At 38.4% G+C, this 26,274-nt stretch carries 26 protein-coding genes and 1 riboswitch; of the genes, 10 read left to right on the plus strand and 16 right to left on the minus strand.

Annotated elements, in window-relative coordinates; translation table 11 throughout:
* Window positions 1–22: 22 nt before the first annotated feature.
* Together MHB39_RS17345 and MHB39_RS17350 are read right to left on the minus strand one after the other, a co-directional pair.
* Window positions 23–1,531, minus strand: coding sequence for an alanine/glycine:cation symporter family protein (locus MHB39_RS17345; RefSeq protein ID WP_016994476.1), 1,509 nt, complete (start codon window positions 1,529–1,531; stop codon window positions 23–25).
* A gap of 126 nt (window positions 1,532–1,657) precedes the next feature.
* Window positions 1,658–2,464, minus strand: a complete 807-nt coding sequence (locus MHB39_RS17350; RefSeq protein WP_016994475.1) for an alpha/beta hydrolase — start codon at window positions 2,462–2,464, stop codon at window positions 1,658–1,660.
* Between the two features lie 134 nt (window positions 2,465–2,598).
* On the opposite strand from MHB39_RS17350, the gene MHB39_RS17355 reads away from it, so the two are divergent.
* A complete protein-coding gene (locus MHB39_RS17355; protein ID WP_342544706.1) occupies window positions 2,599–3,111 on the plus strand; it encodes a gamma carbonic anhydrase family protein in 513 nt (170 codons plus the stop codon).
* Between the two features lie 179 nt (window positions 3,112–3,290).
* Here MHB39_RS17355 and metK read toward each other — a convergent pair whose 3' ends face one another.
* The gene (metK, locus tag MHB39_RS17360) at window positions 3,291–4,487 is read right to left on the minus strand and encodes a methionine adenosyltransferase (RefSeq protein WP_258860400.1); all 1,197 of its coding nucleotides are present in this window, start codon (window positions 4,485–4,487) and stop codon (window positions 3,291–3,293) included.
* A gap of 258 nt (window positions 4,488–4,745) precedes the next feature.
* Window positions 4,746–4,864: riboswitch (SAM riboswitch) on the minus strand.
* 389 nt (window positions 4,865–5,253) lie between these two features.
* On the opposite strand from metK, the gene pckA reads away from it, so the two are divergent.
* Window positions 5,254–6,840 carry a phosphoenolpyruvate carboxykinase (ATP) gene (pckA, locus tag MHB39_RS17365; RefSeq protein ID WP_016994468.1) on the plus strand — a complete coding sequence of 529 codons (1,587 nt, stop codon included), beginning with the start codon at window positions 5,254–5,256 and terminating at the stop codon, window positions 6,838–6,840.
* A 66-nt stretch (window positions 6,841–6,906) separates the two neighbouring features.
* On the opposite strand, the gene MHB39_RS17370 is transcribed toward pckA, so the two are convergent.
* The 10 genes from MHB39_RS17370 to MHB39_RS17415 all read right to left on the minus strand — a co-directional run bounded on the left by MHB39_RS17370 (window position 6,907) and on the right by MHB39_RS17415 (window position 16,289).
* Complete coding sequence (locus tag MHB39_RS17370; protein WP_342544709.1) at window positions 6,907–7,683, minus strand: prolyl oligopeptidase family serine peptidase; 777 nt, start codon at window positions 7,681–7,683, stop codon at window positions 6,907–6,909.
* Window positions 7,667–8,134 (minus strand): NUDIX domain-containing protein, encoded by a 468-nt coding sequence (locus MHB39_RS17375; protein ID WP_342544711.1) that lies wholly within the window; start codon window positions 8,132–8,134, stop codon window positions 7,667–7,669. Before MHB39_RS17375 ends, MHB39_RS17370 begins: the two co-directional genes overlap by 17 nt.
* 202 nt (window positions 8,135–8,336) lie before the next feature.
* A complete protein-coding gene (locus MHB39_RS17380) occupies window positions 8,337–9,260 on the minus strand; it encodes an aminopeptidase (RefSeq protein ID WP_342544713.1) in 924 nt (307 codons plus the stop codon).
* Window positions 9,261–9,271: 11 nt separating this feature from the next.
* The gene (locus MHB39_RS17385) at window positions 9,272–10,033 is read right to left on the minus strand and encodes an IclR family transcriptional regulator (protein ID WP_258860403.1); all 762 of its coding nucleotides are present in this window, start codon (window positions 10,031–10,033) and stop codon (window positions 9,272–9,274) included.
* A gap of 134 nt (window positions 10,034–10,167) precedes the next feature.
* The gene (locus MHB39_RS17390; RefSeq protein WP_342544717.1) at window positions 10,168–11,436 is read right to left on the minus strand and encodes an ArgE/DapE family deacylase; all 1,269 of its coding nucleotides are present in this window, start codon (window positions 11,434–11,436) and stop codon (window positions 10,168–10,170) included.
* Window positions 11,429–12,382 (minus strand): DUF1177 domain-containing protein, encoded by a 954-nt coding sequence (locus MHB39_RS17395; RefSeq protein ID WP_342544719.1) that lies wholly within the window; start codon window positions 12,380–12,382, stop codon window positions 11,429–11,431. The genes MHB39_RS17390 and MHB39_RS17395 overlap by 8 nt, the downstream gene beginning before the upstream one ends.
* Window positions 12,383–12,426: 44 nt before the next feature.
* Entirely contained in the window at window positions 12,427–13,434 is a 1,008-nt protein-coding gene (locus MHB39_RS17400) for a dipeptide ABC transporter ATP-binding protein (RefSeq protein ID WP_342544721.1), read from the minus strand.
* Complete coding sequence (locus tag MHB39_RS17405) at window positions 13,418–14,440, minus strand: ABC transporter ATP-binding protein (protein WP_016995144.1); 1,023 nt, start codon at window positions 14,438–14,440, stop codon at window positions 13,418–13,420. The genes MHB39_RS17400 and MHB39_RS17405 overlap by 17 nt, the downstream gene beginning before the upstream one ends.
* 17 nt (window positions 14,441–14,457) lie before the next feature.
* Entirely contained in the window at window positions 14,458–15,324 is an 867-nt protein-coding gene (locus MHB39_RS17410) for an ABC transporter permease (RefSeq protein WP_205445122.1), read from the minus strand.
* 2 nt (window positions 15,325–15,326) lie between these two features.
* Window positions 15,327–16,289 (minus strand): ABC transporter permease, encoded by a 963-nt coding sequence (locus tag MHB39_RS17415; RefSeq protein WP_004225947.1) that lies wholly within the window; start codon window positions 16,287–16,289, stop codon window positions 15,327–15,329.
* Window positions 16,290–16,507: 218 nt separating this feature from the next.
* Here MHB39_RS17415 and MHB39_RS17420 point away from each other — a divergent pair, with 218 nt between their 5' ends.
* From MHB39_RS17420 to MHB39_RS17435, 4 genes are all read left to right on the plus strand, one after another.
* Window positions 16,508–18,109: an ABC transporter substrate-binding protein gene (locus MHB39_RS17420; RefSeq protein WP_333005399.1), complete on the plus strand. Its 1,602-nt coding sequence runs from the start codon at window positions 16,508–16,510 to the stop codon at window positions 18,107–18,109.
* A 63-nt stretch (window positions 18,110–18,172) separates the two neighbouring features.
* A complete protein-coding gene (locus MHB39_RS17425; protein WP_342544725.1) occupies window positions 18,173–19,243 on the plus strand; it encodes an amidohydrolase family protein in 1,071 nt (356 codons plus the stop codon).
* A complete protein-coding gene (locus MHB39_RS17430; protein ID WP_342544726.1) occupies window positions 19,240–20,382 on the plus strand; it encodes an amidohydrolase in 1,143 nt (380 codons plus the stop codon). Before MHB39_RS17425 ends, MHB39_RS17430 begins: the two co-directional genes overlap by 4 nt.
* Window positions 20,383–20,387: 5 nt before the next feature.
* Entirely contained in the window at window positions 20,388–21,059 is a 672-nt protein-coding gene (locus MHB39_RS17435) for an AroM family protein (protein ID WP_016992525.1), read from the plus strand.
* Between the two features lie 46 nt (window positions 21,060–21,105).
* Here the strand turns inward: MHB39_RS17435 and MHB39_RS17440 are convergent, their stop codons facing one another.
* The gene (locus MHB39_RS17440; protein WP_016992524.1) at window positions 21,106–21,423 is read right to left on the minus strand and encodes a hypothetical protein; all 318 of its coding nucleotides are present in this window, start codon (window positions 21,421–21,423) and stop codon (window positions 21,106–21,108) included.
* A 137-nt stretch (window positions 21,424–21,560) separates the two neighbouring features.
* Here MHB39_RS17440 and ytzI point away from each other — a divergent pair, with 137 nt between their 5' ends.
* The 4 genes from ytzI (at window position 21,561) to MHB39_RS17460 (ending at window position 23,280) form a co-directional block, all read left to right on the plus strand.
* On the plus strand, window positions 21,561–21,707 hold the full coding sequence (gene ytzI, locus MHB39_RS17445; RefSeq protein WP_016992523.1) for a YtzI protein: 147 nt from the start codon (window positions 21,561–21,563) through the stop codon (window positions 21,705–21,707).
* 30 nt (window positions 21,708–21,737) lie between these two features.
* Entirely contained in the window at window positions 21,738–21,899 is a 162-nt protein-coding gene (locus MHB39_RS17450; protein WP_016992522.1) for a hypothetical protein, read from the plus strand.
* A complete protein-coding gene (gene yidD / locus MHB39_RS17455; RefSeq protein ID WP_016992521.1) occupies window positions 21,896–22,129 on the plus strand; it encodes a membrane protein insertion efficiency factor YidD in 234 nt (77 codons plus the stop codon). The genes MHB39_RS17450 and yidD overlap by 4 nt, the downstream gene beginning before the upstream one ends.
* Window positions 22,130–22,239: 110 nt before the next feature.
* A complete protein-coding gene (locus tag MHB39_RS17460; RefSeq protein WP_342544727.1) occupies window positions 22,240–23,280 on the plus strand; it encodes a zinc ABC transporter substrate-binding protein in 1,041 nt (346 codons plus the stop codon).
* Here MHB39_RS17460 and MHB39_RS17465 read toward each other — a convergent pair.
* Window positions 23,266–24,456: a transglutaminase domain-containing protein gene (locus tag MHB39_RS17465; protein ID WP_342544728.1), complete on the minus strand. Its 1,191-nt coding sequence runs from the start codon at window positions 24,454–24,456 to the stop codon at window positions 23,266–23,268. The two genes, MHB39_RS17460 and MHB39_RS17465, sit on opposite strands and share 15 nt — an antisense overlap.
* A 131-nt stretch (window positions 24,457–24,587) precedes the next feature.
* Complete coding sequence (locus MHB39_RS17470; RefSeq protein ID WP_342546937.1) at window positions 24,588–26,012, minus strand: o-succinylbenzoate--CoA ligase; 1,425 nt, start codon at window positions 26,010–26,012, stop codon at window positions 24,588–24,590.
* Between the last annotated feature and the right edge of the window lie 262 nt (window positions 26,013–26,274).

Raw genomic sequence — 26,274 nt, forward strand, 5'->3', positions numbered from 1 at the left:
AGCTGATCGCCTTGCACTTTATCTATTTATTATTACGTTTTTCATTATATTCAACCCAGAAATCTGCACCTTTAATGCCTAGTTTACGAGGATCAAAGACTGGATCTTTTCCTTCTTTTTTCTGTTTCTCGTAATCTTTTAATGCAACAATAGCTGGTTTCATAATAATTAAAATAGCCAGAACGTTAATCCAAACCATTAGACCAAGACCTACATCTCCCATTGCCCATGCTAGACCAGACGTACGGATTGTACCATAGAAGGCTGCAACTAAAATAGCAATCTTTGCAATCCAAATGAAAATCTTTTCTGTGCTACCTCTAAATAAATAAGCGACATTTGTCTCTGCAATATAGTAGTAAGCCATAATTGTTGTAAAGGCAAAGAAGAATAACGCAATGGCTACAAATGGAGCACCAAAGCCAGGTAATGATGAGTCAACTGCATATTGTGTATAGGCTGCACCTGCTTCAATACTTTTCGCAAAGGTCATTTGCTCATCGCCTGCTAATCCACCACTATTAAATTGTCCAATATGGATAAATGGATCTGCTCCTTCAGCTGCCTTTTCATCTTGTACATTGTACATACCTGTAAATAAAATCATAAATGCCGTAGCAGAACAAATTAGTAATGTATCAATATACACAGACGCCGCTTGAACAATTCCTTGCTTAGCAGGATGCGATACTTCCGCTGCTGCTGCAGGGTGAGCACCCGTTCCTTGACCAGCTTCATTGGAATAAATTCCACGTTTAACACCCCAAGCAATGGCAGAACCAATAATGCCCCCAAAAATCTCTTGGGCACCAAAGGCACTTGAGAAAATCAATGCAAATACTGTTGGTACTTCAGAGATATTCATAACAATAATGATAATAGCCATAATGATGTATGCTAATGCCATAAAAGGTACAATGATTTGGGCTGCATTTGCAATAGATTTAACACCACCGATAATAATTGCGCCTAATAAAACAACAATAATAAGACCTGTAATCCAAGTTTCCAAACCGAAAGCGTTTTCAACAGCACCTGCAATGGCGTTTGATTGGACGCCAGGCATTAAGATTAACATCGCAATCAAAGCAGCCACAGCAAAAATAACTGCAAACCATTTTTGGCCCATTCCTTTTTCTATGTAAAAGGCCGGTCCACCACGATATTCAGTATCTTTCTCTTCTTTATAGATTTGAGCTAATGTTGACTCTACATACGCGGTTGCCGCACCTATGAAAGCGATTGCCCACATCCAAAAGACAGCACCAGGTCCTCCCATTCCAATCGCTGTCGCAGTACCAGCAATATTACCTGTACCTACACGTCCTGATAATGCGATAGACATTGCTTGGAATGAAGATATTCCCTTTTCCGATTTCTCCCCTTTAAACATTAAAACAAACATATCTTTAATGTGCCTTACTTGTAGGAACCTTGTAATAATTGAGAAAAATAACCCAATTAATAAGATGCCATAAATAAACCATGGTCCCCATAAAATACCATTCAACTTCTCCACAATTACATCCATTTTACCCCTCCAATTTGAATTACCTTACTTTAAGTCATTATAGTATTACACTTTTCAGAAAATTACAATATTATTTTTAAGTAACAATATTTAAGTAAGTAACCTAGTAAATGGAAGGGGGTAAAACTATTTAATTATATAACCAATTCTTCGAAGAGCATTATTAATAAAATCTCGTATATACATAAAAATCTCTTCCCGCTCTCCCTCATGAAATAAATTATGATAACAATTTGCCCATTCTTTAAACTGAAATTCCGTGAATTCCTGTTGATGAAGCCAATTTCGAGTTTGGCGGGTGTCCGTAATTTTATCCTTCTCAGCTGTCATAATGAGCATAGGCATATTTGGCATTTCACCTTTAGGCAGCATCACTAAATTTTTCATCATCTGCTGAAGCTCTCGATACCATTTCACAGAAACAACAGACATGAGCGGAACCTCATCTTTCATTTCTTCTCTACCTTCAATACTACGTGTTAATTTCTCTAATGTAATGTCATGTGTCAATTTCACATTCGCTGTTAACGCACTTAGACTTGTTAAAGCATTTGTTAATTTACCTGGTAATAGCTTTAGTTGCAACCAAGGTGATGTTAAAATTATGCCTGCACATTCATATTGTCTCTTTTGCAGTGTATGAAGAATTAATGTTGCACCTAGTCCATGACCTATTACAAAGGTTGGTAAATTATATGAAAAAGCATTTTCAATCAGGTTTCTTGTATATTTATTGTACAATTTGAAGTCCTCATCATGGACACGAGCAAACCTTGCATTCACCCCATGATTCGGTAAATCCCCCATGACTATGTGGAAGCCTTCTAATCTTAATTTCTCTATCAGCCATGCATACCAACGGTGATTTTCATAAGCACCATGAAGAATAGCAATCACAGCTTTTGCTTGTCCATCAGCTTCCCATTTCCACATTTACATAGTCCTCCTAAAAAATAATTACTCTTTGATTATATCGAAATAAATAGCACATTTTAATTTTATATTTCCATAAAGTTGCGTATTTGATACGATAATACTACATTATAGAAAGAAAAGAGGCGATTTTCATGATTTATCCATTTAGAGATAAAACGCCAAAGATCGATCCATCTGTTTTCATTGCTGATTACGCAACTGTTACGGGTGATGTAACAATTGGCGCTGAAACAACCATTTGGTTTAATACAGTTATTCGTGGTGATGTTTCCCCAACGATTATTGGTAAACGTGTCAGTATTCAGGATCTTTGCTGTTTACACCAAAGTCCAAAATATCCACTCATTATTGAAGATGAGGTAACAGTTGGACACCAAGTCACTTTACATAGTTGTACAATTCGCAAAAATGCCTTAATTGGTATGGGTTCCATTATTTTAGACGGAGCTGAGATTGGAGAAGGTGCATTTATTGGAGCAGGAAGCCTAGTACCTCCTGGTAAAGTCATTCCTCCAAATAGTTTAGCATTAGGTCGTCCAGCAAAAGTTGTCCGAGAATTAAATGCTGAAGATAAAGAGGACATGGAACGCATTGTACGAGAATACGCAGAAAAAGGTCAATATTATAAGTCACTTCAGAAATAAATAAGATACACAAAAAATCAATACTAACGAAAAAATCCCTCGCGTTTTCGTGTACCGATTATGTTCACGAATTCTAGCGAGGTATTTTTTGTAAAAAAACAAAAGGAGCAATGTTGCCCCTTTGCTTATTAATACATTAGAATAATTTTCTAATGACTTCATTACTTTAGTTCAATAGTTTATAAACGTGCTTTTTCTCGTAGTGCGTCGGCTTTATCAATTTGCTCCCATGGTACATTTAAATCTGTACGACCAAAATGTCCATACGCAGCAGTTTGTTTATAAATTGGACGACGAAGATCAAGCATTTTAATAATACCTGCTGGGCGTAAATCGAATAGCTCGCGTACCCATTCAACGATCTCGCTTTCTTTTACTCTACCTGTGCCAAATGTATCGACAGCAATGGAAACAGGCTGAGCAACGCCAATCGCATAGGCAAGTTGTACTTCAGCACGCTCTGCTAAGCCAGCTGCTACGATGTTTTTTGCTACATAACGTGCCGCATATGCTGCTGAGCGGTCTACCTTGGTTGCATCCTTACCTGAGAAGGCACCACCACCGTGACGTGCATAACCACCGTATGTATCAACAATGATTTTACGTCCTGTTAATCCAGCATCGCCTTTTGGTCCACCAATTACGAAACGGCCAGTTGGGTTGATGAAGTATTTAGTGTTAGTATCTAATAATTCACTCGGTACAACGGGTGCAATAACAAATTCTTTTAAATCCGCTTGAATTTGTTCAAGTGTTGCTTCTTCATCATGCTGTGTTGAAATAACAATTGTATCCACGCGAACGGGTACATTATTGTCATCATATTCAATCGTTACTTGCGTTTTACCATCAGGACGTAAATAGGCAAGTTCACCTGATTTACGTACTTCTGTTAAACGGCGTGCTAATTTGTGAGCCAAGCTAATTGGTAATGGCATAAGCTCTGGTGTTTCATTACATGCATAGCCAAACATTAAGCCTTGGTCACCAGCACCGATTGCTTCAATATCAGCATCTGTCATAGAGCCTTCACGTGCCTCTAATGCCTGATCAACACCCTGTGCAATATCAGGTGATTGTTCACCAATCGCCACAAGCACCGCTAAGTTTTCTGCATCGAAGCCATATTTACCACGTGTATAGCCAATTTCTGCTACAGTATCACGAACGATACCTTTAATATCAACATAAGTAGAAGTTGTAATTTCTCCTGCTACTAATACTAATCCTGTTGTTACGGTTGTTTCACATGCTACACGCGCATTTGGATCTTCTGCTAAAATAGCATCTAAAATGGCATCCGAGATTTGGTCACAAATCTTATCTGGATGTCCTTCTGTTACACTCTCTGATGTAAACAGTCGACGGTTTGTCATTTGGTTTTCCTCCTAAATACTCTTACAATAAGTAGTTGTGTATGAATACGGTACTCATTACCCATGTCAAGTCCGCTCCTAAGGATTGAACTCTCAAGCCGTTACTGCTGCTTTTAACACGAGGATTTCGAAAGATCCGTCATTATAATAAGGAAAGAACTACATATACTTACCTTTACATTGATTTTTAACAATAAAAAAATCCTTTTCTCACGTTACTTTACATGAGGAAAGGAATAATGACTGCGTAACCTTTCACTCTTATCGTTCAAGGGATGTTCCCTTGCATCAGGTTGGCACCAGCGCATGTCGTGAAATAGTTCATGCAGGTTGCCGGGTTTCACAGGGCCTGACCCTCCACCAGCTCGGGATAAGAGTATCCGTTCAATTTCATGTTACTCAAAAGGTCGAACGTTGTCAAATATTTTCTTATGTATTACTGTATAGAAAGGAAAGAACCTATTACACAAAAACTTTTCATACTTGGATGATGATGTAAATAGAAGCAAATTAATCCCTACAACATACCTAGCTACTTGTGGTAACATATGTGTGGCTCAATTTTCATGCCTAATTACAGTAGGATTGATGGTATTCTACTCGAAAAACATTATTTTTTGTCAGTTTATTGAAAAGTGGTAAAAACTCTAAAATAATTTCTTAATTAGTATAGATTATTTAAGCAATTGTGTTATACTATTTTTGAAATTAAGAAAAAATCCCTCTAAATCAAGGGAATACTATAAAAAAGGATGGTATTTAATCGATGAATTCAGTAGAAATTGCAAACGAACTGAAGGAATTATTAAACGGCGGTAACATTAATGTTCAACTTTCAGTACCACAATTAGCAGAAAAAGCTACATCTCGTGGTGAAGCAATGTTAACAGTAGATGGCGCAGTTCGTGCAGAAACTGGCAAATACACTGGTCGTTCACCTAAAGATAAATATACGGTAGAAGAAGAAAGCACAAAAGATCAAATTGACTGGGGTAAAGTCAACCAACCAATTTCTTCTGAAGTGTTCGATAACCTATATGTAAAAGTAATAAAATATTTAAAAGAACGTGACGAGTTATTCGTATTCAAAGGCTTTGCAGGTGCTGACAAAGATTCACAATTAAGCATTCAAGTTATTAATGAATACGCATGGCACAATCTTTTTGCTCATCAATTATTTATCCGTCCAACAGCAGATGAATTAGCTTCTCATGTTGCCGACTTCACTGTCATCTCAGCTCCGAACTTTAAAGCAGATCCTGCGGTTGATGGTACTGCCTCTGAAACATTCATTATCGTATCACTTGAAAAGAAAATTATTTTAATTGGTGGTACTGAATATGCTGGTGAAATGAAAAAATCTATTTTTGGTATCATGAACTACTTATTACCACAACAAGGTATCCTTTCAATGCACTGTTCAGCAAACGTAGGTGAAGCTGGCGATGTGGCATTATTCTTCGGTCTATCTGGTACTGGTAAAACGACGTTATCAGCTGACCCAGATCGTAAGCTTATCGGTGACGATGAACACGGTTGGTCTGATAATGGTGTGTTCAACATTGAGGGTGGTTGCTATGCAAAAACAATCAATCTTTCTGCTGAAAAAGAACCAGAAATCTACAATGCAATTCGCTTCGGCTCTGTATTAGAAAATGTAGCTGTTGATCCAGAAACTCGTATTTGTGACTATGATGACGGTTCTCTAACAGAAAATACACGTGTAGCTTACCCAATCCAATATATCGAAAATATCGTTGATCCTTCTGTTGCAGGTCATCCAAAAACAATCATCTTCCTAACAGCTGATGCATTTGGCGTGTTACCTCCAATCAGTAAATTAACAAAAGAACAAGCAATGTATCACTTCCTAAGCGGGTTCACTTCTAAACTTGCAGGAACAGAACGTGGTGTAACTGAGCCAGAACCAGTTTTCTCTACTTGTTTCGGTTCTCCATTCCTTCCACTTCCTGCTACAGTATATGCAGAAATGTTAGGACAAAAAATTGACGAGCACGGTGCACAAGTATTCCTAGTGAACACTGGTTGGACTGGTGGCGAATATGGCACAGGTAGCCGTATGAAACTTTCTTACACACGTACAATGGTTCGTGCAGCAATTGATGGTAAATTAGCAGATGTTGAAACGACACAAGATGCTGTGTTTGGTTTACACATTCCAACAGCAGTTGAAGGTGTACCTTCAGAAGTGTTAAACCCTCGTGAAGCATGGGCAGATAAAGCTGCATACGATGCAAAAGCTGCTGAGCTTGCAGGCTTATTCAATGAAAACTTCAAGAAATTCTCAAACGTTTCTGAAGCCATCACTACACTTGGTGGCCCATTAAAATAACGACTAAATAAAAGACAAAGGGAACGAATACGTTGTTCCCTTTGTCTTTTTTGTATTCTCTAAGCTTTATTGTTGCTTCATCCACTTGCAAAGAGCACTGACAGTTTCACGATTTTTTGCTGGTGGATATTGATGTGCGTAGTTAAGATCATACCAAGTTTCGAATGATTTATTTGCATCCTCTAAAAAAAATGCCAATTGTCTGGCATGTTCTATATCTACATTTTCATCACGATAGCCATGAATGATAAGTACAGGGGCTGTTATCCGCTCTATCTCAAAAAGCGGTGTTCTTGCATCATACGCTTCTGGTACACGATTCGGTGTTCCTCCAATAACGCGCTTCATCATCCTGCGCATATCTGTACGTTCCCAATAAGTGGCCGTTGCATCAGAAACACCTGCCCATGTTACAACAGAAGTAATATCCTTTCTTAAAATGGCTGTCCACAGAGCCATAATACCACCTCGCGAAAAACCAAAAACATGGATATTGTCATTGCAAAATTGTTTCAGTACATCTACTGCGTAGACCGCATCGTAACGGTCTGCCCCTGCAAATTCGTCACGTCCCTCTCCCCCACGATTCCCACGATAGTATGGGGCAAATACGATAAAGCCCTGCGCAGCAAATTGTGCAATACGAGAGGGTCTTACCATCCCAATGCTTTGCATACCGCCTCTTAAATATAAAAAGCCATCATATGTACCTTCTTTTTTTGGTTCCGCTAATAACCCTTTTATACGCAAGCCCTGTGATAGATAGGTTATTTCTGTTAGTCGTATTGCTGGATTGGGTGAGGGATAGGCACGTTTTTCCACAATTTCACCATTGTATGTCACGGTCTTTCAACTCCTCCAGCATTTTCTTCATCCCCTCATCCTTCATGTGAAAGCTCAAGTTAGGATGCTGAGCAAATTCTTCATCGGTTAACCAAAGCATGCCTGATGTCTCTAAATCAAATTCTATGTCCTCTTGCGCTAAAAATTGTGCCGTGTAAACGGTTTTACAAAAAACGATTTCATCATGCACTGCATACTCTGCGAACCATTGAAGATTTTTTACATGAACACCCGTTTCTTCAAAAACTTCTCGAATTGCCGCCTCCTCTAATGTTTCACCTTCTTCTAACTTCCCCCCTGGCACTTCTACACCTCGTCGTTTATGGACAGTACATAACCATTTATTCTTATGCTTTAAAAGGACAAGGACGTGTTTAGGTTCTACTTTAAATTCACCTCTTGTAAAACTCAAATCTACTTGTAGGCCATGTAAATCTGTAAATGTTAACATCTATTCAACCTCACGTTCTTTCTTGTTGCAAAACAAAAGTTACTTTTTTTCATCATTGCTTCTATTTTATGGACAGAATTTAATCATCATTCCTATTCCTATCTATATTAACTATAGTGTAATCCTACAATGACAAGCAACTCTTAACTACAGTCTTGTAAAGCATGAAAAAAGCGTGCTTCAAAAGAAGACACGCTTTTCTTTAGATGACTTGCTGACCGTCAAAGTAGACAATTGGGCTTTTTACAACACAATCGATATGAACATCTGACGCATTGGCTCCTCCGAATGGTGCATTACTGCCAAAAGCAATATGTATTGTCCCAAATACCTTCTCATCCTCTAATACATTGCCGCATAGGATGGCACTTTTATTGGCCCCAATGCCAAACTCGGCAATAATTCTACCATTACCTTCCCCAAGTAAAGCAAGTAGACGTGCACCATCAGGACCGATTGCCTCTTCTAAGCGACCATTCTTAATTTTTAATAATAATGGCTCCTTTAAGACACCAATATTTGCAATAGAGCCATCTACTAAAATCTCTCCATTCGCAGATGTTTCTATTGGCGCAATATATGATTCTCCTGAAGGAATATTTCCATACTCACCTGGTTGACGAATAACACCAGTGGAACGAATTCCTAAACGGCCTTCTACACTAAACGTGAGCTCATGGCCATCCTTGACAATACGAATACCTTTTGCCGTATCAAGTAAAAGGACATATTTTTCTACCATAGCTTCGATCTCCTCTGCATCAGCATGAAGAGCACCTTGCTCTAGCATCTCCAATGTCACACCTGGCATTGTTGCTACACGCCCGCCCTTTTCACAGGCATGTTTACGAGCCATTGTATGCGTTAAGGAATGGGAGGTAATACACAGTGTAACATCGGCATTCGCCATAAGCTCAGAAACTGCTTGGATTGGCTCTTGACCAGATTTCTCTAACAGGGGCATCACCATGAACATTGTATTTGCTGTAATTGATAGTCCAGCTTCATAAAAAATTTTCGCGATGTCTTGTTTGTGATGATCTGTCAAAATTAATAGTGACTCTGATGATTGAACATTTAAATTGCCTTTTAAAACATTTAGTGCAATGTCATGTAAATGCTGCATAACAGGACTCCTTAATTAAAATTCAAATGATATCTACGAATAATTCCTTCTATTTCATTTCTAGCTTCCGTTAAAGGTCCCAAAAACTCCGGAACACGTTGCTCTGTAAAACGATAAATTGGTCCAGAAACGGTAATGGATGCTACGACCTGTTCCTCACTATTGAATATAGGCATAGCTAGCGCCAATACATCGACCGAATACTCACTATTACTAAGTGCATAGCCACATGATCTAATTTTTTCTAGCTCTGCCCGTATTTCTGTGGCATCTGTCATTGTATTATTTGTATAAGCTGTTAATGGTTCATCAATAACCTTTGCAATTTGCTCTTCATTTAAAAAAGCAAGCATTGAACGGTAAGATGCTCCTACATAAAGTGGCGATCTACTACCTCTTGAAACTGTAAACTTCACCTTATTTACAGGCTCTGCTTTCAGTAATGTTAACGCTTCCAGTCCATTCAGTACGGTAAAAATAGCTGTTTCACCAGTGACATCCTTTAATTTCTCAAGAACTGGCATACATAGCTGATCTATGTTTAATGAATCATACATATTCATACCTATTTCCCATAATGCAATACCAAGAGAATATTTTTTTGTTATAGGATCTTTTGTAATAAACCCATTATTTTCGAAGGTTTCAAGAATGCGATATAAATTTGTATGATTCATATTCATCGCCAGTGCTAACTCTCGACCACCCCATGTGGGCTTTTCCTTTGTAAACATTTTTAAAACCGCAATTGATAAATTTAATGTCTTTAGCATATCTCTCATCCTTCTGATCTATTTATCTGTACAAACGGCTGCAAATCTCTCTCTTAAGGGGGAAATAATCGATAGATTTAGCAGCCGTCAGCACCTGATATCACTTTATCAAAAGTAAGAGAGTAGCTAATCTCTTACTTTTGATATAGGAAATCAACAGCAGCAGTTATATAAACTTTTGCACAGCGTACGATATCCTCAACACGCACTTTTTCATTATAACCATGAATACTTGGTAAATAAGCTGGGCCGTATTGCAATACAGGAATATCATACTGTCTGAAATGACGAGCATCACTGCTTGCCCACTGCATGACACCATATGCCTCTTGCCCCGTAACATAAGAAATATTTTCCACTATCGATTGGCATATAGGATTTTCAGCAGGTGTATAATTGGCTACACTTTTGAAGCCAAAACGTTGGATTGAATAATCGATAGCCAAACCATCTAGTTTATTTGTCAAGATTTCTGTTACTTCCTCTTGTGTAATGCCAAATGGTAAACGACAATCGACCTGAACCTTACAGTAATCTGGGATTACGTTTGACTTCGTACCTCCCTCAATTGTACCAATATTTACAGTAATTTTCTCTAAAACTTCTTGATATTTCAAGCGATCTTTTTCCACTTCACGCATGTATTTTTTTGATACCTCGATAAGTGGCTGTACCTCTTCAGGAATCGTAATTTCTACATCCCATAGTGTACGAATCTCTTGAATAGCTCGAATTGCATCGACAATGGCATTTCGTCCAGCCAATGGTGATAGACTTCCATGTCCAGGTTCCCCACGCACTTCTAATTCAAACCAATAAGAGCCCTTTTGTCCAATTGTTGGGTTTAAAGGTGAAGAGGGCTCAGCGATTAAACAACCATCTCCCTGCACATAGCCTCTCTCTAACAGCCAAGGAACACCAAATTCGCCGCCTGTTTCTTCATCTGGTACGATTGCCAAAGTTAATTTTCCTGGTAGTTCGATGTCCAGTTTCTTTAATAGCTTTGTTGCAAAAATAATACCCGCTAAACCGGCTTTCATATCACTTGCCCCACGGCCAAGCATCCAGCCATCCTTCACTTCTCCTGAAAATGGATCAAAATCCCATTTCGATAGATCACCAACAGGTACAACATCGGTATGACCACAATAAACGAGTTCTCTTCCTTTCCCATTTCCAATGGATGCTACTAGATTAAACATTTTATCTGCAGCTTCATATTTTTGATAAGTAATGCCTACATCATTTAAATAGTTTTCGATAAAAGCTGTTATTTCAGTCGTATCCCCTGGAGGATTGACACTTGGGATTTGAATGAGCTTTGAACAAAACGCTAACAATTCCTCTTGATGATTTTCAACTGCATCTACTAATTGAGCTTTAAGTGCTTGTAAATCATTCATGTGTGTGTACCTCGTTTCCTTTCGTTTGTAAATGACTCATGCTACCATATAAGCCTTTCATATGTGAAAATTGTGTTTCATCAAAGAAAGAGCATTTTTTAGCACCATAAGTTTTTGCTACCTCTAACACAAATCGCACAACATTTTCTACATCTGTGACATGTGTTGCACCTGTTGCACAGCCTGCTACAACAGATTCAGTTGTAATCGCCACACCTACAACAGGGCTAGATGTTGCAACAGCCGGTTGTAAAATACTATTGATATGGAATAATCCATTACCATATGGTGTAATGTCTTGCATCGTGATCGGTAGGACAACTGGAGAAATACCAGCAGATTGTGTATATACGTGCAATAAATCATCACTAATTTTTAATATGTAACCTTCTTTAACAGTTGGCGTTATAGCAAATCCTTTATGGTTACATACTTGATTGCCTTTTGTTGTATCAATGGATAGAATAGCATCCATTGTATCTTCTACTTCATTTTCGTTCATGACACTAATATCCACTGGCGAGTTCATAAATGGCACTGGCTCATGTGGTAAGGTTGGAGCTGTTGGACAAATATGTGTGGAGAAAATAACGTCACCCTCTAATTGATCGCCTTTTAAGGCCATATCAATAGCTTTTGCTGCTCCTGCCAGACAGGCCAGTGCGCCGTCTCCATCTGATACAAAGCCTGTCATTTCAGGGCGCGCTCCAATACCACCTAATCGCCCAATAATTCCCAATGTCGGTGCATTCCCGCCTGAGGACTTGCCGTTCTTTCCTTTCACAAGGACGCGAACAAAATCAGTTGAGCCGCTTTCGCCTTGAATAGTTTTTACCTTGACATCTGCTGCGGAATCAATATTGTGTAAATACTCTTTAATCGTGTCTCCGTTTACATAAATACTATCCATTACCTCGTATAATTCAATAACATGCTTCAATGACATAATCAGTCCGCTCCTTTTTCTGCTTCAATAAATTTTATCTTTCGTTAAATGGATGATACTTCTTGCTCTATCGACTTAAATAAATGACACGATACTTGATGTGTAGCTGATACTGTATCAAGTGTCGGTTGGACGTCTGCACATTTTTCTGTAGCAAAACGACAGCGCTTATGGAATGCACAGCCACTCGGGGGATTTACTGGGCTTGGAACATCACCAGTTAAAATAATGCGTTCCTTTTTATCAAAAGGATTTTCCTTAGGAATGGCTGACAACAAGGCTTGTGTATAAGGATGCTGAGGGTTTTCATAAATTTCCTTGTATGAGCCAATTTCCACTATTTTTCCTAAATACATGACAGCAATCCGATCACACATGTAGTTCACGACATTCAAATCATGTGAAATAAAAATATAGGTTAAGCCGAATTCTTTTTGTAAATCTTTTAATAGATTGATAACCTGAGCCTGTACAGAGACATCTAGTGCGGAAACAGGTTCATCACACACCACAATATCTGGATTCAGTGCAAGAGCCCGAGCAATATTAATGCGTTGTCTCTGTCCACCAGAAAATTCATGTGGATGGCGTTTTGCATGGTAGGCACTTAATCCGACTGTTTCAAGTAATTCAACCACTCGCTTTTTACGGGATGCCTCATCACCAATCCCATGGATCACTAATGGCTCAGCAATAAGATATTCAATCGTTTTACGAGGATCGAGTGATGCATAAGGATTTTGGAAAACCATTTGGATGGATTTTCGAGCAGAGCGGATATCTTTTGAATTTAAGCTTGCTAAATCCGTTCCCTTAAATTCAACTATTCCCTCTGTTGGTGAAATTAGCTGGTTGATTAAACGGGCAACCGTCGATTTACCACACCCCGACTCTCCCACAATCCCCAGTGTCTCACCTTTATATAACTCAAAACTTACACCATCTACCGCCTTCACAAATTGTGTTGGTTTTTTAAAAGGAATTGAACTTTTAATGGGAAAATGCTTTTTTAAATTGCTTACCTTTAAGACAAGTTCATTGTACTGTTGCATTAAAAATTCCCTCCTTCCTAGGAACAATTTGATCTTTTGCTTGTAAATGGCAGGCTACAAAATGGTTGTCCTGTACTTCCACTAAGTCAGGCACAGTACTACGACAAATATCTGTCGCTAAAGGACATCGTGCTGAGAAGTGACAGCCACTATGTGGCATTGTTAAATCTGGTGGACTACCAGGAATAGCCGGCAGCCTTTGTTGCTCTTGTGTCCCCATTGTAATTTGAGACTCTAATAATCCCCACGTATAGGGATGTAAAGGTTTCTCATAGAGCTGTCTTGTTGTAGTAGACTCTACTGTGCGACCTGCATACATAACATTTACTTTGTCACATAGCTCCCAAACCACACCTAAATCGTGCGTTATCATAATGATGGCTGTATCGTGTTCTTGTTGTAATTTTTTCATTAAATCAAGAATTTGAGCTTGTACAGTTACATCCAGTGCAGTTGTTGGCTCATCGGCAATGAGTAGTTTCGGATTACAAGCAAGGGCAATAGCAATCATGACACGTTGGCGCATCCCTCCTGAAAATTCGTGAGGATACATTTTTAATCGTTTCTCTGGCTCAGGAATCCCAACCATTTTTAACATATCAACGGCTTTGATAGCTGCATCTTTCTTCGATATTGTTTCATGTGCTTGAATGACTTCAATAATTTGATTGCCCACTGTTAATACTGGATTCAAACTTGTAATAGGATCTTGGAAAATCATTGAGATGTCATTGCCTCGGACATTGCGCATTTCCTTTTCAGAAATTTCTATTAAATCGCGGCCATTAAATAGAATTTTTCCATTCGTTATTTTTCCTGGCGGAGATGGAATTAAACGCATGAGAGCAGTTGCTGTGACACTTTTTCCAGATCCTGACTCTCCCACAATACCTAGTGTTTCCTTCTTATTTAATTGTAAATTTACTCCATTAACAGCTTTCATTGTAGAGCCGCCACTTTTAAATTCTACTGTTAAGTTTTCTACATCTAGTAAACGTTCAGTCATGACTCCACCCCCTTCCATTAAACTTTCATTTTCGGATCTAATGCATCGCGTAATCCATCCCCTAATAGGTTAATTCCAAGAACTGTTAATAAAATACAAATGCCTGAAAATGTCGCCATTTGGGGATTTAATACTAAAAAGTCTTTGCCATCTTTTAAAATACTGCCCCATGAAGCTGTCGGTGGTTGAACGCCTAATCCTAAAAAGCTAAGGGCAGCTTCTGAAATAATAGCGCCAGCTGTACTCATCGTTCCATAGACAATTAAAGGGGCTAAACAGTTCGGTAATATATGGCTAAAAATGATCCTCGTATGTGTAGCACCTAAAGAATGCGTTACTTCAACGAATTCTTCCTCTTTTACACTTAACACCTGTCCTCGAACAAGTCGTGCGAAACCTGGAATATTAGCAATACCAATCGCAACAATAACGTTGACAAGTCCTTGCCCTAATACCGTCATCAATGTAATAGCCAGTAAAATAAACGGGAAAGCGAAAAGACCATCCATTGTGCGCATGATAATCGAATCAATGCGTCCACCAAAATACCCTGCCACTAAGCCTAACAGTGTGCCAAATACAGCACCAAATAGCACTGCCGCAATCCCAACAATCATCGATATTCGTGTACCATAAACTAAGCGACTAAACAGATCACGACCATAGTTATCTGTTCCTAATAAATGTCCTTCTGTATTCATCGGTAAAAACGATTTACCGACAATCATTTCATTCGGTGGATGGGTAGCAATCAATGGGGCAAAAATAGCAACAATACCCATTAAAGTGACAATGATTAACCCAATTGTCGCTAATTTATTTTTTAGCAACTTGCGCAATAACGTATTCCTTTTTCTCGTTTCATTGACGATTGCTTGAGTCATTGTTATTTTTTCCCTCCATCCGATTCTAAATTGACCTTAGGATTGACCACTTTATAAAGTACATCGACCACTAAGTTAACAAGCACAAAGATAAACGCAATGAAAATAACAGTACCTTGTACGACTACAAAGTCACGTTTATCAATGGCATCTACAATTAATCGACCCATACCAGGCCAACTAAAAATCGTTTCTGTTAAAACCGCTCCGCCCAGTAAATTAGAAATCTGCATTCCTAACACGGTTAAAATCGGTGTCAGTGCATTTTTAAATGCATGTTTACCAATTACTAAATATTCTTTAATACCTTTAGAACGAGCAGTTTTAATATAATCTTGCGAAATAACCTCTAACATACTTGAACGGGTAATCCGTGCAAATGTCGCCATTGGAATCGTTGCTAAAGCAAATGCTGGCAATATTAAATGCTTCAAATAGGTCCATAGGCCATCGCTGATATTCCCCATTCCAGTCGCAGGGAACCAACCAAGGTTAACACTAAAGAATAAAACAAGCATGATGCCCAACCAGAAAATTGGCATAGATACACCAACTAATGACACAAGCATTACAACATAATCAATGATGGTATTTTGCTTTCTCGCTGCAAATATTCCTGCTGGGATGCCAATCACGACTGCTATTAACAGCGCTGCCAATGCCAATATCACTGTATTAGGGAACCTTTCGAGAATAAGTCCGATGACAGACTCACTATAAGAATAGGAATATCCTAAATTTAACTGTGCTAGATCTCCTACATATGAAATAAATTGCGAAGGCATGGATTTATTTAATCCTAGCTCTTCTCTTAAATTCTCTACATCTTCTACACTCGCCTGTGGTCCAAGCATGACTGAAGCCGGGTCACCAGGAATCATTCGCGTAATAATAAAGACGATAATCCCTACTACTAGCAGTGTGGGGATGAGGTTAACTAACCTTTTTAAAATAAATGAGCCCATCTTAGCAAGACCTCCTTTTCATTATTAGAATCAGTGGTTCATATTGTGAATAACCACATAGTACACCACTTAATAATTGTTTGTAAATATATTTTTTCTGAATCTTTGTAATTTTATATTTACTTTCTATTTACAAGTGTGCTAATTTTAATCTCGAACCTACCATTTTTGAATCAACGGTTCATATTGTGAAACAAAAACTAAGGAGGCTAGTGCATATGAAGAAATTAAACGTAAGAAAGTCTTTACTACTACTCTTTTTAACTTTACTAATTGGTGTTTTAGCTGCTTGTGGTGGAAACAATGAGAAAAGTACTTCAACGGATGAAAAAGAGGGAGAAGCTACTTCTGGAGGCACATTAAATATTGGTCTGTCAGCCAATGCAAAAACATTTGATCCTATCAAATATACAGGGGTTTATGAATCACAGGTGATGCGCCAAATGGGTGATACGTTAGTTGTTTATAACAAAGATCTATCTGATATCATCCCTTCGTTAGCGACTGAATGGAATGTATCAGAGGATATGTTAGTCTACACATTCAAATTACGCGAAGGTGTTAAATTCCAAAAAGGTCAGTATCAGGATGGCCGTGAAATGACAGCTGAAGATGTGAAATACTCTTTAGAACGCTCTGCTAAAGAATCTGCTATGAATCGTTTAAGTGGTGTAACAGAAGTGAAAGTGTTATCGGATTATGAAGTAGAGATTCACTTAGCTACACCAAATGCTGCCCTACTTGCTATGCTAACGGATGCAGGGAATATTATTATTCCAAAAGAAGAAGTTGAAGGATGGGGCGATAATTTTTCTGAACACTTTGTTGGTACAGGTCCATTCCAACTAACAGAATGGAAAAAAGACCAAGAAGTAAAATTAGTTCGTCACGAGAATTACTGGGGCGATAAGCCAAATGTCGATAACTTAACATTGAAGTTTATCTCCGATCAAAATATGATGACAAACGCATTACGTTCTGGTGATATTGATATTGCCATGGACGTTAAAGGTCAAAACCGAGAAATCATCAACCAAGATAGTAACCTTGAGCTTTTAACAAATCCAGGTCTATCGATTGTTTATCTTGATCTTAATAACAAAGTAGGTCCAACTGCTGACAAACGCGTTCGTGAAGCGATTTATATGGCAACAAATGTAGAGGAAATTATTTCTGGCGTTAACCAATGGGGTGGCGGTGATGTCTCTTATTTACCATTACCACCAGGTTCATGGGGATATGATCAATCGTTAGTTGATATGGTACCAAAATATAATCCAGAAGAAGCAAAAAAATTACTAGCAGAGGCTGGTTACGCTGATGGCTTCAAGACAGAGATTTTCGTATCAGAAGCACGTGTTCCTTACGCAACGATTTTCCAAAGTCAGTTAAAGAAAAACTTAAATATTGATGTGGAAATAAAAGTGCTTGAATGGGGTACTTACAGTGATACTGTGGCAAAGGGTAATGCGCCAATGAATATTGGTGGCTGGACTTGGTACCCAGATCCTTACTTCTTCCTTTATCAATTATTCCACACAAATCAAATTGGTGCGTTAGGAAATGGTAAAGGCTACAGCAATCCAGAAGTGGATAAATTATTAGAACGTGCCGTATCAGAAACAGTGGTGCAAGAGGAACGTGCAAAATTATACCAAGAAGCATTAAAGCTGATTTTAGCCGATGTTCCACGTATTGAATTAGAGGCAACACAAACGGTTGCAGGTGTAAACAAAAAAGTACAGGGCTTTGAGGTTTCTGCTGATAACTCCGTACAAATTGTACATCCAAACGGCACAAACGTATCCATTACTAAATAATTAAACTGGAAAAGTGGAGATTCTAGTCTCCGCTTTTCTCTTCATAAGGAGAGATTTGATCCGATGACTCGCTATATAAATGGACTTGTTTTTAATTCTGAGACTCGTAGCTTTAATAAGCAATCTTTTCAAGTGCAAGGGCAATACTTTGAACCCGCTACTAATACACCCGAAACAGAGTTAGATTTAGATGGCTACTATATTACACCAGGTTTTATCGATAGCTGCTCACAAATCGGTCTAGCTGAAATAGGAATTCGTTGGGAAGGTGATGATAGCTATGAATTTGACTCACATTTGCAATATTCTGTAGTTGATGGCATATACCCATTTGATACTGCTTTTCAAAAGGCTGTTTCTCATGGGGTGACAGCATCTCATATTGTTCCATCTCCTAAGAGCCTGATTGGTGCAAAAACGGCTATTATTCACCATACACATACAACGGTTGATGAAATGGTTATTTCAAAAAATGTGGCATATTCCTTCTCTATTGGACATCAGGCAAAAAGTACATTTTTCGCTGAAAAGAAAAAACCACTCACGCGTATGGGCATCGCCAAAATTTTAAGAGAAACATTACAACAAATTCAGCAACAAGAGCCGTCCATTACGAAAATCGTTATTCGAGCGCACAAAGCCGTTGATCTTGAATTCATTAGCCGCCTTCAAGAAGAATTTGGCTCAACTTTTGATTTTCATATTATCCATGGCACTGAAGTTACATTCCTTCATGAAACATCCTTTAATACGGTTATAGCTGGGCCTACATTTCGATATATTGAGCACAATGAGATGATGGCACTATCACCAAAACTGTATCATCAACTGTTTAAGCACAATGTTCCCTTCGTTTTTTGTACGGATCATCCTGTTAGTAGCACCTCTCATCTAACATTAGAAGGTTGCTTAGCTGTAAGAGAAGGTATGGCACGCCAGGACGTGCTATATGCTCTCACAACAGGGGCTGCAAACTTTCTAGGGATCGCCCATAAAACAGGCGCGATTCGTGATGGTCTTCTTGCTGATTTTGTTATTTGGGATAAGCATCCATTAAATCTAGATGCACAGGTTATCGCAACCTATATTAAAGGAACAAAAGTTTATGCACGGGAAGAAGGGTTGACACAATGATTATTTATCATCATGCAAAGTTTCTTACAGTCAATGAGCAAAACGATACTTGTGAACAGTTATGGATCGAAGATGGACGAATTGTCTATATTGGACCAGCCAAAGAATTTCCCCCACAAGCAGAGCTAGTTGATCTACAGGGAGCCTATGTTACACCGGGGTTAATTGATATTCATGCTCATGTTGGAACATGGGCTGAAGTCACCGAAGACATTAATGATGCCAATGAATATAGCGAACCCTTTACACCTCTTATGCACGCTTTAGACAGTGTAGATATCCGACATTTTTCCTTTCAACATGCATTAGAAGGTGGCGTAACCACTGTGCAAACTGGTCCAGGTAGTGCCAATGTTATTGGTGGCATTTGGAGCATTCTTAAAACAGCAGGACCTACCCTTTCCTCTCGTGTTTTAGTAGAGCGGAGCGGTTTAAAGGGGGCCCTAGGGGAAAATCCGAAAAACGTCTTTGGCAATCAGTATAAACGCAAGCCGATGACTCGCATGGCCATTGCACAGCTTTTACGGGATGGTTTCCAACGTGCAAGTCAACTAAATGAACAACAACAAACTGAGCAGATTAAACAAAATGCTGAGTTACGCCCGTTTATTGAGGTACTTCGAGGCGACATGCCCCTTCGCCTTCACTGCCATAGAGCAGATGACATTATGACAGCTATTAGAATTGCCAAAGAATTTAATGTGAAGCTTCATTTAGAGCACTGCACAGAAGGCTATCTCATTGTGGATGCCGTTAAAGATAGTGGATTCCATGCGACGCTTGGCCCTTATATGTTAACGCCGTCTAAATATGAAACACGTCATTCTACACCAGCAATTGCTGCCATTTTTAAAGAACATAATATTCCGTTTGCTATCATGACAGATCATCCATTTGTACCAATTCAATACTTAAAGTATTGTGCGACAGAGGCGATTCGTTATGGTTTAGATGAAGACACAGCCCTCAAAAGTATTACGATCAATGCAGCTAAGCTCGTACAGCTAGATCACCGCATTGGTAGCCTTGAGGAAGGCAAAGATGCTGATTTTGTTGTTTGGTCGCACCCTATTTTTGAAACAGAAGCAAAGGTTTTACAAACTTATGTAAATGGACAAAAATATTACGAAGCGGAGTGAGCGCAATGCAACATTCGAAAATTGCCGTTGTAACAATTGGTCAGGCACCACGTAAAGATATGGCAGAGGATATACAGCAATTAAGAGAAGCTGGTTTACACGTACATGAATTCGGTGTACTGGACTCACTTTCCTCAGAGGAAATTGCCACCCTTTCGCCTTCTCATGAGGACTCAGATGTGTTAGTAACACTACTTACTAATGGTCGACAAGTAAAGCTCAGTAAACAAAAACTCATGCCTTATATTCAAAGATGCATTGATGATCTACATGAATTCACTTGGATACTACTTATGTGTACAGGAGATTTTACGAATAAATTATCCTATAAAAATCTTTTATTACCTGATCGTATGATGACGAATTTAGTGAAGGGGTTACATACAAAATTAGCCATTGGTTTAATAGGTCCCGAACCCGAACAACAACGAACGGTTGCAGAGAAATGGCAAAAAGCACAGTTCGATGTAACTTTTTCAGCAAGCTCCCCGTACCACTTTGATAACCAACATTTATTGTCAAAAGCACAACAATTAGAAGAGCAAGGAGCCGATTTGCTTATTCTTGATTGCATGGGCTATTCCACAACGATGAAAAACATGATTAAAGATCAACTGACTATCCCCATCATTGTCCCTCGAGAAGCAGTTTTTACAATTTTAAAAGCCATTTGTTAATAGACGAAAAGGTCACTTCTAAAGCAGTGACCTTTTCCCTCATTCACTAGACACGCTTATTAAAATAAGGAAGCTGCTCAACGAATGCCTTCGTATCATCATCCCCATATTCATGAACAAGTGCATAGATTTTCATTAATCTTTTATCTATTTCATCATTTTCTCTATCCAAGTGATACTGTATATACGGTAACTGTGCACGCCATGCATTCGAAATTTCTAACAGTTGCATTTGCTGAAAGATCCTCTCAAATACATCTAATGCTTGTCGATCTACATTCAGTTCGAAATTCCACGGTCCTGCATATGGGTTGGTATAATACGTTCTATTAGCAAGTGAAAAATATACGCGCTGACGATCCATCTTTACGATTCACTCCTTTTTCCATAGTATGGAGTGATAGGTGCTGTTTTATTCGCTTTTATGTCAAACTTCCTTCACAATTAATAGGACCAGATAATTTATAATAGGTATGATGAATAAAGAACGGAGTGGATACTATGAGTTTAACTACGCTCTTAATAGTCGCAGTTATCATCGTTATCTTTATCACGGTTGCGACGATTATCAGTGTCAACCGTGCCTATGCCTTTAAACATACTGTTGATGAAAAACCGAAGCAAAGCTATCATCAAGAAGAGAATTAATTATCAATACTTAAATTTGGAGTGAAAGAAATGGGCGTACCTTTACCAATTATCATTATGATTGCGATGATGATGCTAATGTTTGGTGTTTCTGTCATTATCATTATGAAGAAAAAAAATAATATCTTTACACAAACAATTGATCCAAAGCCTGAACAACTTACGTCTCAGCAAAAGGAAGAGCAGCGATGAAATACCCCTTTATTTGGCTCATCCAATTTTATAGAAAATTCATTTCACCGATGACGCCACCAACCTGTCGTTTTCATCCTACTTGTTCTTCTTACGGGCTCGAAGCTTTTCAAAAGCACGGTGCATTCAAAGGCTTCCTCTTAACCATTACACGTATATCTAAATGCCATCCATTTCATCCTGGTGGCTTTGATCCTGTGCCTGAAAAATGGCCTTCGAAAAAGAATTAATTTTCGGAGGGCATTTTTTTCTTGTACTTTTTTAAGTTGTGCGTTATCATAATAACTGTTCTAAAAAATAAATCGTAATGATTACTATTTAAGAGAGGTATCTTACTTATATGAAAAAACTGTATTTATTATTGTTAGTAGCAGTTCTCGCTTTATTTACTGCTGCTTGTGGAGACAAATCGTCTACATCACAAAAGACTGAGGAAAAAGATAAGTTAAGTATTTATACAACAGTTTATCCGTTAAGCTATTTTGCACAGCGCATTGGTGGAGATGCTGTTGAAGTAGCTTCTATTTATCCAGCTGGTGCGAATGAACATACCTTCGAGCCAACTCAAAAAGATATGATGAAATTAGCAGATGCTGATATCTTTTTCTATATTGGCTTAGGACTTGAAGGATTTGTAGAAAACGCTAAAAAAACTTTAGCGAACGAAGATGTCACAATGGTGGCAACTGCTGATGATGTTTCAGATGAAAAATTAGCGGTAAGCACAGGACATGTTCATGCAGAGGATGAAGAACATGAAGCAGACGCTCATGACGATCATGAGCATGGTGCCACAGAAGACGATCATGAACATGAAGCTGAAGAACATGGACATGATGAGCATGAGCATGGCGATATCGATCCGCATGTTTGGTTATCTCCTACAATTAGTCAAGACTTAGCACTGGCTATCAAAAACACACTCGTTGAAAAAATGCCAGCTCAGGAGGCAACTTTTAACACAAATTATGAGGCATTAGTAAAAGAATTACAGGATTTAGATCAAGATTTCAAAGCAATGACTGACAAAGCACAAAATAAAACATTCTTTGTATCCCATGCTGCATTTGGCTATATTGCTGGTCAATACGGCTTAACTCAAGTGCCGATTGCTGGCTTGAATTCACAAAATGAGCCATCTCAAAAAGAATTAACAAAGATTGTAGACAAAGCAAATGAATTGCACATTCATTATATTTTATTTGAACAGAATGTCTCTTCCAAATTAGCAGAGGTTATTCAAAAAGAAGTTGGTGCAGAATCGCTTGTCTTGCATAATTTAAGCGTATTAACAGCTGATGATGAAAAAAATGAGGAAACCTATTTCACATTGATGCAAAAAAATATTGACACATTAGAAAAAGCTTTAAGCGTTCAATGATATGAGTAAGGAGGTGCCCCGCAATAGATGGGACACCTCCTTTATTATGACGTATTTTTCTTGTGGCATTCGTTTTTCCGTTCGATAAAAAGACGCTAGCCACTTCATTGTTTTTTGCTTAGTCACATGCTTAACTTTTGGCTGAATTGTAACAAAAGCCGTTATACTACTTTCTACTAGCATCGGTGCCCATTCAGTAAAGTCAAACTGAACTAGATTGTCTTGTTTATCTGTTTTTTGTATAACAAGCTTCATCGGCTGTTCCACTAATTGTTGTACGGCTAACCTATTTTCTCCAATGATTGATAATCCCATATTTTGATTGAAACGATGTTGTATAGGTGTTGCTAAACTTTGTCTTTTCGTTTCTTCCTGCAAATCTATATATTTCTCGCTTGTTGCAGCAGGGAAACTTGCATAATCCCAGGTATGATCTTGTGCTAATTGGCGATCCGACACTAAAAAATATTGATAGCGCACTTCCCCTTTACGATCAGGCAAAGGGTCATCCCATGTCACATCAATATGATACCAAGCATGATCAAGTTTCACTAATACCCAGGCATGTAGCTGTTCTCCTACTTTTCCAGGTACATATTGTACCTCAAAGCCCAACATTTCTAACATTCGGTATAACACTAAAGCATATGCCTGACAGACGCCCTTATTCTCCGTTAATAATGTATAAGGAGAATATTGACTTCCTTCCGTTTCCTTAGAGTATTCCGCGGACAAGACAATAAAATCATGTGCAGCCTGTAGTTTTTCTATGTCACTTAATCCATGCATAGGTGCAATAATATTCGCCAACGTTTGCTCTACAAATAATGCCTCCGTTTGGGATAGATGGTACGTAAATGCAAATGCAATGACAATATTATTGCTATAACCTTCGTACTTCCATTGGAAACTTGAAATATTAGTATAAATATAAGAGTTTTCAATTGCATCTTTAGTAATTTCTGTTAGTTCATCTTTTATCTCGGCTATGTCGCCAGTATAACGAATCGAGAATTCGGATGATAGTTGCATAACTTCTTTATTAATGAGAGATTGTAGTGTTTCAATTGAATGAGCTGTTGCTACATCTTCTTTTTCATAGTTTGCAAATACTTGCACATGACTCATTTGTAGAACAAATAATATAATGACAACATTATATATATATTTCCTCATATGAGTCATTCTCCTTTACTAAATAGTTTATGCCTCTCTTTTTTTATTATGTTAATAAATGATTAATTTCATGCTAAAAGTTTAAATAAAAAAGAAGCCTTCCTTTTAAGAAGACTTCTTTCACAAGATTTTTATTGTAATAATTTCCGTCTCAACAATTTATCCGCACCATTGCGTGGTAGACTGTCTGTGATAATAATTTCCTTAGGCACTTTATATTTAGCAAGTTTCTGTAAACAAAAGGCTTGTAATTGCTCAACAGATAGCTGCTCATTTAGCACGATAAATGCAATTGGCACCTGCCCCCATTGTTCATCAGGCATCCCACATACACCCGCTTCTTTGACAGCTGGATGTGTGAGTAGCACGTTTTCTATTTCTGCAGGATAAATATTTTCTCCCCCTGAAATGATTAAATCTGCCCTTCGATCAATGACGAATAAATAACCCTCTTCATCCACATAACCAATATCACCTGTATGAAGCCAGCCAGCCTTCGTTGCATTTTTTTGTGCAAAACGTCCAATATAGCCAGGTGTGACATGGGGCCCTCGAATGCAAATTTCCCCTTCACCCTTAGCATTTGGCTCAGCAATCATTATTTGATTAAAAAATAAAGGCTTTCCAGCAGAACCAATTTTCCGCATAGCATCTTCACTTGCCAATGTAGCTGTTTGCGAGGAGGTTTCAGTCATTCCATACGTTTGTGCGACAGCTAAATTTAATGCATGTGCTCTTGCTAAATAATCAACGGGAACAGGCCCACCTCCTGCTAACATCAGCTTAAAATAAGAGGAAGCTTTCGCATTGCGTTGCTCTAGCGTATGTAGAATTCGTTCCAAGGTCACCGCTACAACAGACATATGGGTGACATCCCCATCCATAATATTTTGTGCGATAGCTTCCACATCAAATTGATCATATAAAAAGATTTGATTACCATATAGTAGTGATCGCACTAGTATGGAAAATCCACTAATATGGAATAAAGGTACCGCACATAGCCAAACATCCTGAGCCTGTAGCCCAATATTTAAAACAGAGGCAGTCGCACTAGCCTGATGATTTCCAACTGTTTGGCGAACACCTTTAGGAAAGCCCGTTGTACCCGAAGTATACATAATTGTTGTTGTTTGATGAAGAGGCCATTCCTTGACAATATCTACTGCACCCTCTGCACCCCCTTCAATTGCTGAAAATAAATGATAGGTTGTTTCAGATGGTAGCTTTTCTACATCCTCATCGGCAATCAACACTGCTACAGCCTCTGAATCCTTTAGCTGATAAGCTAGCTCATCCTGTGAAAGTCTGCGATTAAGCATGACCATCTCACATTGCAAATGCATGCAGGCATACATCATGATAACTAATTCAGGCTTACTTGGCCCCATGATAGCAATTCGATCACCCTGTTGTATACCGAGTGTTACTAATTGTCGGGCACGCTTTATCGATTCATCACTTAATTCTTGAAAAGTCCAGCTTTGCTTTTTAAAAGTAAGTGCCTTGCGTAATGGTGTTAAATAAGCTCGTTGTAAAATCCAGTTAGGATACATCTTTGTCACTCCAATCACCTACATCTTAACGTTTTATCATATATTTTGTCCATTTGCATGTCAGTCTGTTACTTTAGGAATGCTACTCCTATCGCAAGCCCTACAATATCCTTCACATTTTAGGTGCTATCCGCTAGTTTAAGCCTTTTATCCACCTCTTAGCTGCTTCTATCCCCTTCTTTTAGCATTCTATCCACCAATCTTCTCTAGACATATAAAAAGCTCGTATCTCCAAAAAGATACGAGCTTTAAATCCTCTATT

It is taken from the genome of Lysinibacillus sp. FSL K6-4013 (assembly GCF_038630435.1).
Taxonomy (GTDB): domain Bacteria; phylum Bacillota; class Bacilli; order Bacillales_A; family Planococcaceae; genus Lysinibacillus; species Lysinibacillus boronitolerans.

What these genes read in the sequence shown, in the direction of transcription:
- MHB39_RS17465 (WP_342544728.1), bottom strand. Translation starts at nt 24,456, where the DNA reads ATGAGGAAATATATATATAATGTTGTCATTATATTATTTGTTCTACAA.
- MHB39_RS17350 (WP_016994475.1), bottom strand. Translation starts at nt 2,464, where the DNA reads ATGTGGAAATGGGAAGCTGATGGACAAGCAAAAGCTGTGATTGCTATT.
- MHB39_RS17375 (WP_342544711.1), bottom strand. Translation starts at nt 8,134, where the DNA reads ATGTTAACATTTACAGATTTACATGGCCTACAAGTAGATTTGAGTTTT.
- MHB39_RS17450 (WP_016992522.1), top strand. Translation starts at nt 21,738, where the DNA reads ATGGGCGTACCTTTACCAATTATCATTATGATTGCGATGATGATGCTA.
- MHB39_RS17385 (WP_258860403.1), bottom strand. Translation starts at nt 10,033, where the DNA reads ATGCTAAAGACATTAAATTTATCAATTGCGGTTTTAAAAATGTTTACA.
- MHB39_RS17380 (WP_342544713.1), bottom strand. Translation starts at nt 9,260, where the DNA reads ATGCAGCATTTACATGACATTGCACTAAATGTTTTAAAAGGCAATTTA.
- MHB39_RS17400 (WP_342544721.1), bottom strand. Translation starts at nt 13,434, where the DNA reads ATGCAACAGTACAATGAACTTGTCTTAAAGGTAAGCAATTTAAAAAAG.
- MHB39_RS17395 (WP_342544719.1), bottom strand. Translation starts at nt 12,382, where the DNA reads ATGTCATTGAAGCATGTTATTGAATTATACGAGGTAATGGATAGTATT.
- MHB39_RS17440 (WP_016992524.1), bottom strand. Translation starts at nt 21,423, where the DNA reads ATGGATCGTCAGCGCGTATATTTTTCACTTGCTAATAGAACGTATTAT.
- MHB39_RS17430 (WP_342544726.1), top strand. Translation starts at nt 19,240, where the DNA reads ATGATTATTTATCATCATGCAAAGTTTCTTACAGTCAATGAGCAAAAC.
- MHB39_RS17410 (WP_205445122.1), bottom strand. Translation starts at nt 15,324, where the DNA reads ATGACTCAAGCAATCGTCAATGAAACGAGAAAAAGGAATACGTTATTG.
- MHB39_RS17470 (WP_342546937.1), bottom strand. Translation starts at nt 26,012, where the DNA reads ATGTATCCTAACTGGATTTTACAACGAGCTTATTTAACACCATTACGC.
- ytzI (WP_016992523.1), top strand. Translation starts at nt 21,561, where the DNA reads ATGAGTTTAACTACGCTCTTAATAGTCGCAGTTATCATCGTTATCTTT.
- pckA (WP_016994468.1), top strand. Translation starts at nt 5,254, where the DNA reads ATGAATTCAGTAGAAATTGCAAACGAACTGAAGGAATTATTAAACGGC.
- MHB39_RS17420 (WP_333005399.1), top strand. Translation starts at nt 16,508, where the DNA reads ATGAAGAAATTAAACGTAAGAAAGTCTTTACTACTACTCTTTTTAACT.
- MHB39_RS17390 (WP_342544717.1), bottom strand. Translation starts at nt 11,436, where the DNA reads ATGAATGATTTACAAGCACTTAAAGCTCAATTAGTAGATGCAGTTGAA.
- MHB39_RS17345 (WP_016994476.1), bottom strand. Translation starts at nt 1,531, where the DNA reads ATGGATGTAATTGTGGAGAAGTTGAATGGTATTTTATGGGGACCATGG.
- metK (WP_258860400.1), bottom strand. Translation starts at nt 4,487, where the DNA reads ATGACAAACCGTCGACTGTTTACATCAGAGAGTGTAACAGAAGGACAT.
- MHB39_RS17415 (WP_004225947.1), bottom strand. Translation starts at nt 16,289, where the DNA reads ATGGGCTCATTTATTTTAAAAAGGTTAGTTAACCTCATCCCCACACTG.
- MHB39_RS17405 (WP_016995144.1), bottom strand. Translation starts at nt 14,440, where the DNA reads ATGACTGAACGTTTACTAGATGTAGAAAACTTAACAGTAGAATTTAAA.
- MHB39_RS17460 (WP_342544727.1), top strand. Translation starts at nt 22,240, where the DNA reads ATGAAAAAACTGTATTTATTATTGTTAGTAGCAGTTCTCGCTTTATTT.
- MHB39_RS17425 (WP_342544725.1), top strand. Translation starts at nt 18,173, where the DNA reads ATGACTCGCTATATAAATGGACTTGTTTTTAATTCTGAGACTCGTAGC.
- MHB39_RS17435 (WP_016992525.1), top strand. Translation starts at nt 20,388, where the DNA reads ATGCAACATTCGAAAATTGCCGTTGTAACAATTGGTCAGGCACCACGT.
- yidD (WP_016992521.1), top strand. Translation starts at nt 21,896, where the DNA reads ATGAAATACCCCTTTATTTGGCTCATCCAATTTTATAGAAAATTCATT.
- MHB39_RS17355 (WP_342544706.1), top strand. Translation starts at nt 2,599, where the DNA reads ATGATTTATCCATTTAGAGATAAAACGCCAAAGATCGATCCATCTGTT.